General features: G+C 69.4%; 15 protein-coding genes and 1 pseudogene. 2 read left to right on the top strand and 14 right to left on the bottom strand.

The features are described from left to right. Nucleotides 1-35 precede the first annotated feature (35 nt). From dprA to H181DRAFT_RS15305, 14 genes and pseudogenes are all read right to left on the bottom strand, one after another. Nucleotides 36-1,169: a DNA-processing protein DprA gene (dprA, locus tag H181DRAFT_RS15370; RefSeq protein WP_045865142.1), complete on the bottom strand. Its 1,134-nt coding sequence runs from the start codon at nt 1,167-1,169 to the stop codon at nt 36-38. A gap of 200 nt (nt 1,170-1,369) precedes the next feature. Then, nucleotides 1,370-2,992 carry a YifB family Mg chelatase-like AAA ATPase gene (locus H181DRAFT_RS15365; protein ID WP_045864993.1) on the bottom strand — a complete coding sequence of 541 codons (1,623 nt, stop codon included), beginning with the start codon at nt 2,990-2,992 and terminating at the stop codon, nt 1,370-1,372. Further along, the gene (locus H181DRAFT_RS15360) at nt 2,992-3,378 is read right to left on the bottom strand and encodes a YraN family protein (RefSeq protein WP_045864992.1); all 387 of its coding nucleotides are present in this window, start codon (nt 3,376-3,378) and stop codon (nt 2,992-2,994) included. Before H181DRAFT_RS15360 ends, H181DRAFT_RS15365 begins: the two co-directional genes overlap by 1 nt. A 221-nt stretch (nt 3,379-3,599) precedes the next feature. Further along, a complete protein-coding gene (locus tag H181DRAFT_RS15355) occupies nt 3,600-3,923 on the bottom strand; it encodes a DUF2469 domain-containing protein (RefSeq protein WP_045864991.1) in 324 nt (107 codons plus the stop codon). 41 nt (nt 3,924-3,964) lie between these two features. Continuing rightward, a complete protein-coding gene (lepB, locus tag H181DRAFT_RS15350; protein WP_045864990.1) occupies nt 3,965-4,693 on the bottom strand; it encodes a signal peptidase I in 729 nt (242 codons plus the stop codon). Nucleotides 4,694-4,775: 82 nt separating this feature from the next. Further along, nucleotides 4,776-5,624: a signal peptidase I gene (lepB, locus tag H181DRAFT_RS15345; RefSeq protein ID WP_254666849.1), complete on the bottom strand. Its 849-nt coding sequence runs from the start codon at nt 5,622-5,624 to the stop codon at nt 4,776-4,778. Between the two features lie 19 nt (nt 5,625-5,643). Continuing rightward, nucleotides 5,644-6,747, bottom strand: a pseudogene (lepB, locus tag H181DRAFT_RS15340) (signal peptidase I). Nucleotides 6,748-7,156: 409 nt separating this feature from the next. Beyond that, nucleotides 7,157-7,879: a signal peptidase I gene (lepB, locus tag H181DRAFT_RS15335; RefSeq protein WP_045864989.1), complete on the bottom strand. Its 723-nt coding sequence runs from the start codon at nt 7,877-7,879 to the stop codon at nt 7,157-7,159. Between the two features lie 43 nt (nt 7,880-7,922). Beyond that, nucleotides 7,923-8,273 (bottom strand): 50S ribosomal protein L19, encoded by a 351-nt coding sequence (rplS, locus tag H181DRAFT_RS15330; protein ID WP_045864988.1) that lies wholly within the window; start codon nt 8,271-8,273, stop codon nt 7,923-7,925. Between the two features lie 132 nt (nt 8,274-8,405). Then, the gene (trmD, locus tag H181DRAFT_RS15325) at nt 8,406-9,224 is read right to left on the bottom strand and encodes a tRNA (guanosine(37)-N1)-methyltransferase TrmD (RefSeq protein WP_045864987.1); all 819 of its coding nucleotides are present in this window, start codon (nt 9,222-9,224) and stop codon (nt 8,406-8,408) included. Further along, nucleotides 9,221-9,829 (bottom strand): ribosome maturation factor RimM, encoded by a 609-nt coding sequence (gene rimM / locus H181DRAFT_RS15320; protein ID WP_045864986.1) that lies wholly within the window; start codon nt 9,827-9,829, stop codon nt 9,221-9,223. Before rimM ends, trmD begins: the two co-directional genes overlap by 4 nt. Before the next feature lie 204 nt (nt 9,830-10,033). Continuing rightward, nucleotides 10,034-10,273 (bottom strand): RNA-binding protein, encoded by a 240-nt coding sequence (locus H181DRAFT_RS15315; protein WP_028435408.1) that lies wholly within the window; start codon nt 10,271-10,273, stop codon nt 10,034-10,036. Nucleotides 10,274-10,275: 2 nt separating this feature from the next. Next, nucleotides 10,276-10,719 carry a 30S ribosomal protein S16 gene (gene rpsP / locus H181DRAFT_RS15310; RefSeq protein WP_045864985.1) on the bottom strand — a complete coding sequence of 148 codons (444 nt, stop codon included), beginning with the start codon at nt 10,717-10,719 and terminating at the stop codon, nt 10,276-10,278. Between the two features lie 435 nt (nt 10,720-11,154). Continuing rightward, on the bottom strand, nt 11,155-11,838 hold the full coding sequence (locus tag H181DRAFT_RS15305; protein ID WP_175439775.1) for a hypothetical protein: 684 nt from the start codon (nt 11,836-11,838) through the stop codon (nt 11,155-11,157). A 233-nt stretch (nt 11,839-12,071) separates the two neighbouring features. Between H181DRAFT_RS15305 and yhfZ the strand changes: the two genes are divergently transcribed. Further along, complete coding sequence (yhfZ, locus tag H181DRAFT_RS15300) at nt 12,072-13,013, top strand: GntR family transcriptional regulator YhfZ (RefSeq protein ID WP_045864983.1); 942 nt, start codon at nt 12,072-12,074, stop codon at nt 13,011-13,013. Nucleotides 13,014-13,096: 83 nt separating this feature from the next. Then, nucleotides 13,097-13,501, top strand: a complete 405-nt coding sequence (locus H181DRAFT_RS15295) for a PRD domain-containing protein (protein ID WP_045864982.1) — start codon at nt 13,097-13,099, stop codon at nt 13,499-13,501. Nucleotides 13,502-13,513: the final 12 nt, after the last annotated feature.

Raw genomic sequence — 13,513 nt, 5'->3', positions numbered from 1 at the left:
CAAGGACCGCCTCATCACTCGATGGAGTGCCAGGGCTAGGGAAGTCCGGCGCGACTCAACTTCCACCGGTTGCCCGTATGTTCGACGAACCCGAGGGCACACAGCTCCTTGAGGCGGACCACAGCGGCCTCAGGGGTGATACCGACCGCCTGTGCCACGTGCGCCGCGTCGGCTGTGCCACGGCCCGGCAGCGCGTCGAGCACCAGCGCGGTCTCTCCCGGCAGTACGTCGCGGGGCAGCGACGGACCCCGCCTCACGGGTGCCAGTTCGCCGATGTTTCCGACGAGCTCGATGACCTCGGCGGCGTCCGTGATCACACATCCCTCCTCCCGCAGAAGCTCGTTGACGCCGGCCGAGAGCCCCGAAGTGACGGGCCCGGGCACCCCCATGACGAGCCGACCCAGCCGGCGCGCGTGCCGCGCCGTCGAAAGGGAGCCGCTGCGCAGTGCCGCCTCGACCACGACCGTGCCCCGGGTCAGTGCGGCGATCACTCGGTTCCGCATCACGAACCGGCTGCGCGAGGGGTGGTCGTGGGGCGGCAACTCGGCGATCAGCAGCCCTTGTTCACCGATGCGGCGAATCAACTCGCCGTGGCCCGGCGGGTATGCCACGTCCACACCGCAGGCGAGCACCCCGATCGTCGCACCTCCGGCGGCCAGCGCCCCGCGGTGTGCCGCTCCGTCGATTCCGTAGGCAGCGCCTGACACCACCGTCCAGCCGCGTTCGGCCAGCCCGGCGCTGAGGACTGCCGCAACGTGCACGCCGTATTCCGTACAGGCGCGGGCCCCGACGATCGCGACCGAACGCAGGGCCCAGAACCGCAGATAGGGCGCCCCCCGCACGAAGATGCCAATGGGACGGGTGACGCCCAGGGCGTCCAGCTGCCCGGGCCACTCTCGGTCGCCGGGGCACAGGAACCGGCCACCCACGGCTTCGACCGCCTTCAAATCAGCCTCTGGACGGGCACGTTGTACACGGGAGCGGAGCCCTGCCCAGCGCTCGTCACCGACGCCTGGCAACGGGGGCCCGTCGGACTTCAGCGCGGCAAGCACCTCCTGCGGCCCGTAGGTTCGCAGCCACCTGCCCGCCGCCTCGTCTCCGGGCTCCACGATCCGTGTGAGGGCGGCACGCGCCAGCCGCTCCTCGTCACGAGGACCGCACCGGTCCACGCCGTCGCAGCCCTCCGCGTCGGAGCCGCCGCGGCAGAGGTCACCCCGCCTGCGGGCGGCGCTCCGTTCCTCCTGCGGCAACGAGCGCTCGGCGACATTCCCTTCTGTTCTCCTGCGTTCTGTTCCCTTGCCTTCCGCCTTCATCCCTCCCCCTCCCGTCTCACGCGTTCCTCAGCACTTCGCCGTCCGTTCCGTCTCGGTCAGGCGCGGGAGTGCTGTGCCGCTCCGTGCCGGACCCCGGTACGAAGTTCGAGCGCGCAGTCCACGTCCGCCGCTGTGGGCCGGTCGTGCCCGGCGAGATCGGCGACCGTCCAGGCGACTCGCAGCACGCGGTCGAGGCCGCGGGCAGTGAGAAGCCCGCGCTCCATCTCCGCCTCTGCCTTGGCGAGCGCTCCGGGTTCGGCCGGCCACCGCGTTCGCAGTTCATGGCCGGGCACGTCGCTGTTGGCTGCCCAGGGCGTCTCGGCATAGCGTTCGGCGGCCCTCTCCCGCGCTGCGAGAACACGCTGAGCGATCACAGCCGTCGACTCGGAGGTTCCGTGCAGGCCGGCCAGCTCGGAGCGGGAGAGCGGGTTCACCGGGACGCGCAGGTCGACGCGATCCATCAGCGGCCCCGACAGTCGCGCCCGGTAACGCCTGATAGCCGATGGTCGGCATTCGCATCCGCCGCTCTTCATTCCGTACCTGCCGCACGGGCACGGATTGGCGGCGAGGACCAGCAGGAAGCGTGCGGGCATCCGCATCACGCCCGACGTGCGCGCGATCACCACATGGCCCGACTCCAACGGCTGGCGCATCGCGTCGAGCACTCTGCCGCTGCACTCGGCGGCCTCGTCCACGAACAGGACTCCGTGGTGGGCCAGGGACACCGCGCCGGGCCTCGGCAGGCCCGATCCTCCGCCGATCAGCGAGGCCATCGTGGCGGAGTGGTGCGGCGCGCAGTAGGGCGAGTGCGTGAGCAGCGGCTGCCCGGCAGGCAGCGCTCCGGCAACGGAGTGGACTGCCGTCACTTCGAGGGACTGCTGGGACGTCAGCGGTGGCAGCAGGCCCGGCAGCCGCTCTGCGAGCATGGTCTTCCCCGCACCCGGCGGGCCCTTCAGGAAGATGTGGTGCCGGCCTGCGGCAGCCACCTCCAGGGCCCGGCGGGCGCTGCCCTGGCCCGCGACGTCCGCCATGTCCACCGGATGAGCCGCAGGACCTCCGATTCCGCCGCTCCAGCCGGCACCCGGCACATACGTCCCGGAGCCGCGTCCGTCCCTCCCGGAGGCCGTACCGTCGGAGAGCCCGCCGGGATCTTCCTCCGGCATCGGCTCGTCGTTGAGGAGCGCGATCAGCCTGCCGAGACTCCGCACCCCCAGGACGGAGACGTCGGGGACCAGCGATGCCTCCGGAACTGTCTCCTCAGCCACGACGACCTGCCGGTATCCCGCCTCGGCCGCGGCCAGCACTGCGGGCAGTACGCCGCGCACCGGACGGACACGCCCGTCGAGCCCCAGCTCGCCGATCATCATGAGGTCGGTCAGTGTGCGAGGGTCGATTCGCTCGGCGGCTCCGAGCACGGCACATGCGACCGCCAGGTCGAAGCCGCTGCCGCTCTTGGGAACGGCGGCGGGGCTGAGGCCTACGGTGAGCTTCTTCTGGGGCCACTCCGCTCCCGAGTTGACCACCGCCGCACGTACCCGGTCGCGGCTCTCGCTCAGGCTCTTGTCTGGCAGGCCCACCAGCGTGAAGGTGGCCACTCCCGGCTCGAGGTCCGCCTGCACCTCGACGACGACGCCCTCCACCCCGACGAGCGCCACCGAGCACGTGCGGGCGAACCCCATCAGGCGATCCCTCGTGCGTGCTGGATCATCGGCGCTCCTCTGTCGGGCAGGAGCACGCCGACCAGGTCGATGCGGACACCGCCGCGGGGCGGCTGGCCGTACCGCGAGATCCAGCACTCGGACAGCCAGCGGGACGCGAGTCGTCTCAGGCGGGCGGATTTCGCGGGCGTGACAGCCGCCATCGGGTGCTCGAAAGTTGCTCCGCCTCGCCCCGCTCGCCGCGTCTTGACCTCGCAGACCACCAGCGCGTCCCGGTCACGCGCGACGATGTCCAGCTCCCCCTCCGCGCAGCGCCAGTTGCGCTCCAGAACCGCCATCCCCGCTGCACGAAGCCTGCGTGCAGCCACATCCTCGCCGTACCGGCCGAGTGCCTTGCGTGCGCTCATTTCGCACCACCTCCGTCACCGACTGTGACGGAGGAAGAGCCGTAGCGGGGAAACGGGCAGATTTCTGGGGATAAGCCCGCACCTGTGGACACGTCCCTCACTCCGCAGAGTGACGGGGCGGGGATCGCGCCCACACGGGGCGGTGCGGCACGAGAGAAAGACCAGGACGGTCAAGGTGCCGGGGTACGGCCGCCGCCCCCGGCATCGGCAACCACGGAAGCTCAGCTCTTGAAGCCTGAATCCTCCGGAAGGTCGAGTTCGCTCTTGTTCAGCTCCTCGATATTCACGTCCTTGAACGTGAGAACGCGCACCTGCTTGACGAAGCGGGCAGGGCGGTACATGTCCCACACCCATGCGTCCGCCATCGACACCTCGAAGAAAACCTCTCCTTGAACCGAGTGCACCTGCATCTCGTAGTCATTGGTGAGGTAGAAGCGCCGCTCGGTCTCGATCACGTACTTGAACAGACCGACGACGTCCCGGTACTCCCGATAGAGCTTCAGCTCCATCTCGGTCTCGTACTTCTCGAGGTCCTCGGCGCTCATGGCGTGCTTCCCCTTCGGCGGTGCGTGCCCCCCATTGTGCGTCAGCCGCGCGCGCCCCGTCCGGCCCGCCGCGCGATCGGGCCGTACGCCGCCCCGCCGAGGATCATCAGCGCACCCACGACGATCGCCGTGACCAGCGGAGCCAGCGGCCCCGGTGTGGACGTGCCGCCCGGCAGCGAGGAGAAGCCACCGGGGTGCGCCAGCATGCCCAGCCCGCTCATCGGCCAGGCGACGGCGTCGACGCGCGCGTTCACCGCGGACCGCGGCACGGCACCGTGATCACCGTCCGCCATGTGCACACGGGAATCGACCGAGTCCATACGGTGATCGCCAAGGAGGAAGAGCCTGCCCTCGGGAACCGTCGTCTTCTTGAACGGAGGCTGCGAGTCCGGCCCGGTGTCCTTCAGATACGGCTCGTCGACGGTCTTGCCGTTGACGGACAGCTGTCCCTGTTTCGTGCAGCAGGCGACCTTGTCACCGCCCGTGCCGACCACGCGCTTGACCATCGGCACCGAGCCCCAGACAGAGTCCTGGAAGACGACGACATCGCCACGTCGGACCTCTTCACCGTCTATCCGCTCGGCCAGGACCCGGTCTCCGGCCTTGACAGTGGGATTCATGGAGTTCGTCGGCACGGTGTAGGGCTGATACAGCACCGCTCCCCAGGCGAAGGCGCCAAGGAAGAGCACACACCCGACGGCCACGACCAGCCCCGACAGCACATGCCCGAGGCGGCCGTGACTCGTATCGGTAGGTCCAGCGTTGCCCATTACCGCGCTCCCGGTCAGCTCGCCACAACGATTTGGGCGCACCTTACCCGTGGTACAAGGCTCCAGGTACAGGGATGTTGATTCAGTCCCTGCTCTGCGGCTCGGCTCCGACTGCGGTGCGGACGCCCGCGTTCAGCTGCCTGCGCCGGCGCCAGAGGACGAAGGGCACGGCGCCCGCCACCCCCATCACTGCCGGGGCGCTCTCAACCGCCGCCTTTGCGGAGAGCCCCTTCTGCTCGAAGGTCTCCGGCACCGGAAGCGTGGACCAGCGCGTCAGCGGCCAGGCGACAAGCACGGCACGGCCCACGACCTGGTCGGCGGGGACGGTTCCGGCGTCGAGCTTCTGATGGAAGCGGGAGTCGAGGGAGTCCTGACGGTGATCGCCCATCATCCACAGACGCCCCTCCGGCACCTTCACGGGGCCGAACGGCTTGTCGTCACAGGGGGTGTTGCCGGGGAAGAGGTACGTCTCGTCCAGCGGCTTGCCGTTGACCTCGACCTGACCGCCCCGGCTGCACTGGACCGTGTCACCGCCCACAGCGATCACACGCTTGATCAGGTCCTGCTCGGCTGCGGACGGCATCAGTCCGACGAAGCTGAGTGCTTCCTGCACCGCTCCCCCGACACCGCTCGGCTGAGGCACCGGGGACTCGCTCAGCCAGCCGCCCGGGTCGTGGAAGACGACGATCTCGCCGCGCTCGGGCTCGGATCCGAACCACGGCGTCAACTTGTCGACAAGTACCCGGTCTCCGACTTGCAGCGTGTTCTGCATCGAGTTCGACGGGATCGAGAAGGCCTGCACGAGGAACGTCTTGATCAGCAGTGCGAGGACCAGCGCGATTCCGATCAGGAGCGGAAGCTCTCGCCAGAACGACCGCTGCCTGCCTCCACCGCCGGTGCGTCCGGACTCACTTGTGACGTCGTCTTCCACACCCGCGCTCACGCTGATGTCACTGCCTCTCTCTGCGGTCGGCGGCGCGTCGTCCGCCGCGGTCTGGTCTTCGGGGCCGGGACCGGGCGCGTCAGGACGCTTGTCCTCCGGTCCACCATCGCCCTCGTTCTCCCCCTCGCCGGAACCGGAACGAGCGCCGACCGCCAAGTCCCCCACAATCACTCCTCAGAATCCACTGCCGCCTGCCCGACAGCCGGGACAGACCCACCACACCCATAACGAGCGGGAGTTCCGCAGGGATCGGATATTGCGTCACACGGTTGTCACCCGCTGCCTGCTGGGGTGTCGCTCCACCCGCGGCCTGCGGGACCGAGGAGAACGCATCCGTCTCCTCCAGCTTGCCCCAGTGGTCGAACGGCCACGCGATGACCACTGCGCGTCCCACGACCATCTCTTCGGGAACAGCGCCGTCGCCCTTGTCGCGCAGGTGGTAGCGGGAGTCGGCGGACCGGGAGCGGTGGTCGCCCAGGACGAAGACACGCCCGTTGGGCACGGTGACGTCGAACTTGCTCTCCGAGGGCTTGTTGCCCGGGAAGAGGTACGGCTCCTCGATCGGCTTGCCGTTGACCGTCACCTTGCCGTTCGCATCACAGCACTTGACCTTGTCGCCACCGACTCCGACCACGCGTTTGATCAGGTCCTGCTCGCTGTCCGACGGCAGGAGCCCGATGAAGGTGAGGAACTGCTTGCCCTGCTTGACCCCGACCGGGTCCTCCTTGCGCTGCTCACCTGGCGGCAGCCATCCGCCCGGGTCCTGGAAGACGACGACGTCTCCGCGCTGGGGCTTGGTCCCGAACCAAGGGGTCAACTTGTCGACCAGCACCCGGTCTCCGACGCGGATGGTGTTCTCCATCGAGCCGGACGGGATGACGAACGCCTGCACCAGGAACGTCTTGAGCACCAGCGCGATGGCCAGGGCGACGACCACGAGAATCGGGATCTCTTTGGTGATCGACAGCCTTCTGCGCCGCTTGGCCCGCGTCGCGGCCCGGCGCCGCTCCGCCCGGCCGCCGCTGGGCCCGGTGGGAATGCCCAGCCGCTCGTCCCTGGTCTCGCGGCCCGCCAGGGTGGCCGCACGCGCGTTGACGACGCCCAACGGCATCGTCTCCCCCGTGAGGTTGGGGGGCATCGGGCCGGGCGGCTGGTCGTAGGCCGGGGACGGCCCGACGGCACCGGGAGCCCTCGTCGTCACCGCGGAGCCGGCCGCCGCGGGGCTGTACGGCGGCGGAGCGGCGCCCGCCGAGGTGCCGAAGTAGTCGAACGGCTCGCTGTAGTCGTACTCCCCGGAGTAGCCGTTGCCGCCGTAGGAGCCGTTGGGTGCAGGGGCGCCGTTCGCGCCGTAGCCGTTGCGGCCGTAACCGTTTCCGCCGTAATTGTCCGTGCCGTTCGCACCGTTGGGGACGGGGCCGGGACGGGCGAAGGGGTTGCCGTCGCCGTCGCTCGGCACTCCGTAGTCGTAACGGTTCCGCCCGCCTGGACCTTGGCGCCCCTCGTAGAGGGGACCCGTGCGGTCAGCCATGGGCACCTGCCTCAGTACTCTGCACCGACCCCCACCGCTCCATCGGCCATCCGATCCCGTCGGCCCTGCCGATCACCCGCTCCACGGGCACGGTGCCGCCGCCGGGGTCGCCGAGGTGGGCCCGGGAGTCGCTGGAATCGGAACGGTGATCCCCCATCACCCACAACCGCCCTTGCGGTACTTCGATATCGAACGGTACTGCTGAAGGATCATCACCCTCGTGCAGATAGTCCTCGTCGAGCGGAACACCGTTTACCTCGATCCTTCCCCGCCTGTCGCAGCAGCGGACCCGGTCCCCGCCGACGCCGATCACACGCTTGACGTAGTCCGTCTCCTCCGGCCTCATCAGGCCGACCGCAGCACCGGCCTTGCGTACGAAGCCGGTTACCGGACTGCCGTCGTCCCCCTCCTCCTGGACGAACGACTCCCTGCCGTCAAAGACCACAACGTCTCCACGGCCCGGAGAGTTGCCGATCCGGTAGGCGAGCTTGTTGACCAGGATGCGGTCCCCGACCTTGAGCGTGGGGGCCATCGAAGAAGAGGGGATCAGAAAAGGCTGCACCACGAAAGCGCTGACCAGCAAGAGGACGCTGAGCAGCAACGCCGCACCCGCAGACAGGCGAGCGGAGCGTGACCAGCGTCTCCGCCCCTGTCTCACGGGGCTCGAGACGCGGTCGCGCTCCGCGTCGTCCTGCTGCTGCGCATCGGTGGCCATCGAACAGCAAGCCTAGCTGCCCGACGGACTGCCGACAGGGCGATCAGTTCTCGCGCTTCTCCTTGATCTTGGCGGCCTTACCGCGGAGCTCACGCAGGTAGTAGAGCTTGGCGCGGCGGACGTCACCACGGGTCACGACCTCGATCTTCTCCACGATCGGGGTGTGCACCGGGAAGGTGCGCTCGACGCCGACACCGAAGCTCACTTTGCGGACGGTGAACGTCTCACGCACGCCCGCGCCCTGGCGGCGGATGACGACGCCCTTGAACTGCTGGACACGGGAGCGGTTTCCCTCGATGACGCGCACGTGCACGTTGACCGTGTCACCGGGGCGGAAGGCCGGGAGGTCCTCACGGAGGGAGGCGGCGTCGACCTGGTCGAGAAGCTGCGACATGACCGTCTGCTTTCCTCGCTGATGCCACAGGTCATCAGCGGAATAATCGTGATGGTGATTGGGGAGCGCCACCTCCGTGCGGGCGTCGGTCCCCCTGTGGCAGGGTCGCCGCGCCGGGTGTGGAGCAGCCGCCTATTCTTCCACGCGCTTCCCTGTCGGCCAAAATCGGCCGTCCTCGCCCTTGCTCCAGCCGAGCTCTTCGAGCGTCGCGCGGTCGTGCTTGTCGAGCGCGGCCGGGTCGCACCGGGCGATGAGGTCCGGCCGGTTGGCGCTCGTACGGGCCAGTGCCTGGTCGCGGCGCCACCGGGCGATCCGGCCGTGGTGCCCGCTGAGCAGCACCTCCGGGATACCGCGGCCCCGCCACTCCGGCGGCTTCGTGTAGACCGGGCCCTCCAGAAGGTCCGCCATCGCACCGGCTGCGAAGGAGTCGTCACGGTGCGACTCCACGTTGCCCAGCACACCCGGCACCAGCCGGGCGATCGCCTCCACCATCACCAGGACCGGTGCCTCCCCTCCGGCGAGTACGTAGTCGCCGACGGAGACCTCCCGCACATCCACGTGTTCGGAGTACTCGTCGATCACGCGACGGTCGATGCCCTCGTACCGTGCGGGCGTGAAGACGAGCCACGGGCTTGCGGAGAGTTCGACCGCGAGCTCCTGGTCGAAGGGCCTTCCGCTGGGGGTGGGCACGATCAGCACGGGAGGCGCGGCGTCGGTCGAGGCGGAGCCGAGGACCTCGTCGAGCGCCTCGCCCCACGGCTCGGGCTTCATGACCATGCCCGGCCCGCCGCCGTAGGGGGTGTCGTCCACGGTGTGGTGCTTGTCGTGTGTCCAGCAGCGCAGATCGTGCACGCGTACGTCGAGCAGCCCGCGGGCGCGGGCCTTGCCGACGAGGGAGACGTTCAGCGGCTCCAGGTACTCCGGGAAGATGGTGACGACGTCGATCCTCACCGTGCGCCGTCCTCCCCGTCCGGGGACGTAGGGGGCTCGCTGCCGTTCCGCACGTCCCCTTCAGGCGTCGCGGCGTGGCTCTCGGGCTCCGCGTCACCTTCGTCGAGCAGTCCCGGGGGCGGGTCGACGAGGATGCGCTGCGCGTCCAGATCGATCTCGGGCACGATCTCGGTGACGAACGGGATCAGCGCCTCGCTGCCGTCCTCGCGCCGGACGACCAGCAGGTCCTGCCCGGGCGGGTGCGCCACTTCCTCGACCCTGCCGACGGTCGTTCCGCCCCGGGTCACCACGTCGAGATCGATCAGCTGGTGATCGTAGAACTCGTCGGGGTCCTCGGGGCGTTCCTCCGGGTCGACCTCGGCGATGAGCAGCGTGTTGCGCAACGCCTCTGCCGCAGTGCGATCGTTCACGCCCTCGAAGCGCAGCAGGAGCCGCCCGCTGTGGACCCGTCCGCGCTCGATGGTGAGCGGTCCGGCCTCCGGCGGGTCCGTGGAGAGCACCGCGCCCGGACCGAGCCTCGATTCCGGCTCGTCGGTCCGTACTTCCACGGTGACTTCGCCCTTGATGCCGTGGGCGCGGCCGATGCGTGCGACTACTAGCTGCACTGTGCCCTCTCCGTGCTTACACGTTCGTAGGTTCGTAGTGTCCAACTGCCCGCCGCCGCCCGGCCGCCGGTACGTTCAGCTCCTCCTCACGCCCCTGAGGGCGGGCCGGCGGGTGAACGCAGCGGGAGGCGGGCCTTGCACGAACGCGGGCCGGAGACGGCCAGTTGCCGTCCCCGGCCCGCGCCGGTACTGCTTCGGGACCGCTCAGCGGACCTGGTCGACGTCGACGAGGTCGACGCGGACGCCACGGCCGCCGAGGGCGCTGACGACGGTACGCAGGGCGCGAGCCGTGCGGCCGCTGCGGCCGATGACCTTGCCGAGGTCGTCCGGGTGGACCCGGACCTCCAGCACACGGCCACGACGCAGGGTGCGGGACTCGACCTGCACCTCGTCGGGATTGTCGACGATGCCCTTAACCAAGTGCTCGAGGGCCTCCTCGAGCATGCTCAGGCCCCGGTCGACTCGTCGGAGGACTCGGCCTTACCGGCCTCGTCCGCCTTCTTGTCGGACTTCTTGGCCTTCGGGGTGATCGCCTCACCCTTGGGCTCGTCCGCCGACTCCTTGGCGGCTGCCTCGAAGAGGGCCTTCTTGTCCGCCTTGGGCTCGGCGACCTTCATCGGCTCGGGGGCGGGCAGGCCCTTGAACTTCTGCCAGTCACCGGTGACCTTGAGGATGGCCGCGACCGGCTCGGTCGGCTGCGCGCCGACACCCAGCCAGTACTGGACGCGCTCCGAGTCGACCTCGATGCGCGAAGGGTTCTGCACCGGGTGGTAGAGCCCGATCTCCTCGATCGCACGGCCGTCACGGCGCGTGCGGGAGTCGGCCACGATGATGCGGTAGTGCGGCGAACGGATCTTGCCCAGTCGCTTCAGCTTGATCTTGACTGCCACTGCTGTGGTGTCTCCTGGTCTTGACGTGGGTGGACACGACGGGTGGCCACGTGGGGTTGCGGTACCCGGATGTCCGATGGACGCGTCAGTCGGAGGAGAGAGGGGTCCTGTGCGACTGTCGAGTACAGCCGCCCATGATGCCATACCTGACCCGGGTGGCCGAACCTGCCCTACGGGCCCCGCGCCACGCTCCGGGGCCCCCGCCCGGCGGCGTCACAGGACGCCGCCCGCGACGTTGCGGACGCGACAACTCCGCGGCTCGGAGCGGCGGGACGCGTCCCCCGATCACCGAGGCCGGGTCAAGGCAGGCATCAGGCAAGGCGGGCATCAGGCGAGGCCGGCAGAGCGCTCGGCCCGCCGGCCTCCCTCATGACGAGACACCGCGCCGCGTGACGCACCGACCCTGCCGGCGCACTCCTGCGCGCCCGGCGCACATCAGCCGACAGCGGCGGCGACCGCCTGGACTCTCCCCGCCGCGGGGGCCTGCTCGCCCGCCGTCTCGGGAATGCGGAACTGCTTGCCGCAGGCTCCGCACATGATCGGCGCCTGCGCCAGGACCGAGGGCACTACGCGGACGTTCCGTCCGCAGTCGCACACGGCCTTGACCCTCACGCCGCCGCCGGACGAGCCGTGCCGTGCGGCAGGCCCGCGGAAGCTGCTTCCTGTGTCGGTCTCCGTCGCCGCGCTGTATGCCGCCAGCGCCCGCTGAAGGCGCTCGCTGGTGGGGCGGTAGCGCCGTCTGGTATCGGGAGAGGGAGTGACGAGCGAGAAACCGCTGCTCGGATGTGGCTCCTCGGGGTGTACGAGGCCGAGTTCCTCGGCGATCGCGAGGAATCTGCGGTTGTGGTAGCGGCCCGCGCGGGACGTATCACGGATGCCGCGCGCGGCGGCGATGCCGTGAACGGCCTCGTGCAGCAGCCGCTCGAAGGAGAGTCCGCTGCCGCATGCGGACGAGGACTCTCCGATCAGTGATTCGGGGGCAGCGAGGTCCGGCAGCTCGGAGTGGTGCCTTTGAATGTCGGCCCAAGCAGCTGCCAGCTCGGCGGCGAGGACAGGTGGTGTCGTGCTCACGTCGTGCTCAACGAGTCGGACCGCCTCAGTGTTCCGATTCCGGGGCAACCTAAATAATTTGCACGTACCGGTCAGTCCCTGCCCGAGATACTCCGAGCGGGCAGTCGTGACGGAATCGTGGAGAATCCACACAGCCGACACAACCGGGACCTACCTCCGGATAGACCCGGTCGGTAGCGATCGGTACACCTGGGTGACCATACCGACATACCCCGGAGCCCCATCAACCGGGGTATCCCCAGCTCATTGGCAATATCCGGGATTCTGATTACTATCCGCCCATGCCTCACCACGCCGACGAGCGTTTCCTGACTCGTAACGGCATGGCCGCCCGCCAATTGGCTGCGCTGCTGCTGAATCACGCACCCCAGAGCCGTCTTCCGAGGCTGCGCGACTTCGCCGGCGAGTTGAAGGTGGGCAACGGGACCGTGCAGGCAGGGCTGCAGCTGCTGGAGGAGGCCGGTGCCGTCGAGACGAAGGCGCGCGGACACCTGGGCACGTTCCTCATACGGTCCGACCGTGCCGCCCTGTGGCGGCTGGCGGGCCTCGGCACGCTCCTCGCGGCCATGCCGCTGCCGTACTCGCACCGGTACGAAGGGCTGGCCACCGGGCTCAAGGCCGCCTTCGAGGAGGCCGGGGCACCGTTCGCCGTCACGTTCATGCGGGGTGCCTCCACGCGCCTGGCGGCGCTCCTCGAGCACAAGGCGGACCTCGTCGTCCTCTCCCGCTTCGCCGCGGACCGGCTCACCGCCGACCACCCAGTGGAACTTCTCGCGGACCTGGGACCGGGCACGTACGTGGGATCTCACGGTCTTCTGCTGCGCCGTGGCGTCGCGCTGGAGACGAAGGGGCTCCGCGTCGCGGTCGACTCCTCTTCCGAGGACCTGCGGATGCTGACCGCCCGCGCATTCGCGGGGCGCGAGGACGTCGAGTGGGTGGAGTCGTCCTACATGCAGCTGCGCGGGCTCTTCGCACGCGAGCGCGTGGACGCGACGGTGTGGAACCTCGACGAGGTGAGCGACCACCTCGGCCCGGACGTCGAAGTGATGCCTCTGCGCGAGGAGATCGACCGCGAGCTCGCGCAGCGCAATTCCAGCGCCGCCCTGATCGGGCGGGCGGGCGAGGGTGACGCCCTGGAGACGGTGCGTTCCTCGCTGGACTTCGAGCTCGTCACGCGCGTGCAGGGAGAGGTGCTGCGGGGAGAACGCGTACCGCTGTACTGAGAAAGCAGAGCACCGGGGGTCCTCAAAATCCAGAATCCTGGTTACTGTCATGCCTGGTGGGAGCACCCGCGGAAGGACATGCCATGGAGGAGAAGCTGGCCCTTCGGATCCAGTTGTTCCGGGAGAGCGGTCAAGTGCGCGCCGAAGTGGCCGACTTCGTCCGTGCGGAGCTGGAGGCACTGGCCGGTGAGGGCCGCACCGTCACCGAGGAGACCGCGGGGATGCTCACCAGCCATCTGATGATGGCGCTGCACAGGGCGCAGAACGGCGAGCCGGTCGAAGCGCCCGACGGGCAGGAGGCCATCGCCGCCGAACTCGCCGAGGTGCCGACGGCGGTCGATACGGCACAGCGGATCGCCGACCGCGCCGAGCAGAGACTCAGCGCCTCCCTTCCCCCCTCCGAAGTCGCATACCTGGCACTGCACATGGCCGTGCTCGACCGGCGTTCACCGATGGCGCAGGCCGCGCCCGAGCACACGAACGACTGACACCGGTCCGGA

The sequence above is a fragment of the Streptomyces sp. WMMB 714 genome (assembly GCF_900090125.1).
Taxonomy (GTDB): Bacteria; Actinomycetota; Actinomycetes; order Streptomycetales; family Streptomycetaceae; genus Streptomyces; species Streptomyces daqingensis.
The sequence above is the reverse complement of the archived record's forward strand: the minus strand, read 5'-3'. Positions and strand labels throughout refer to the sequence as shown.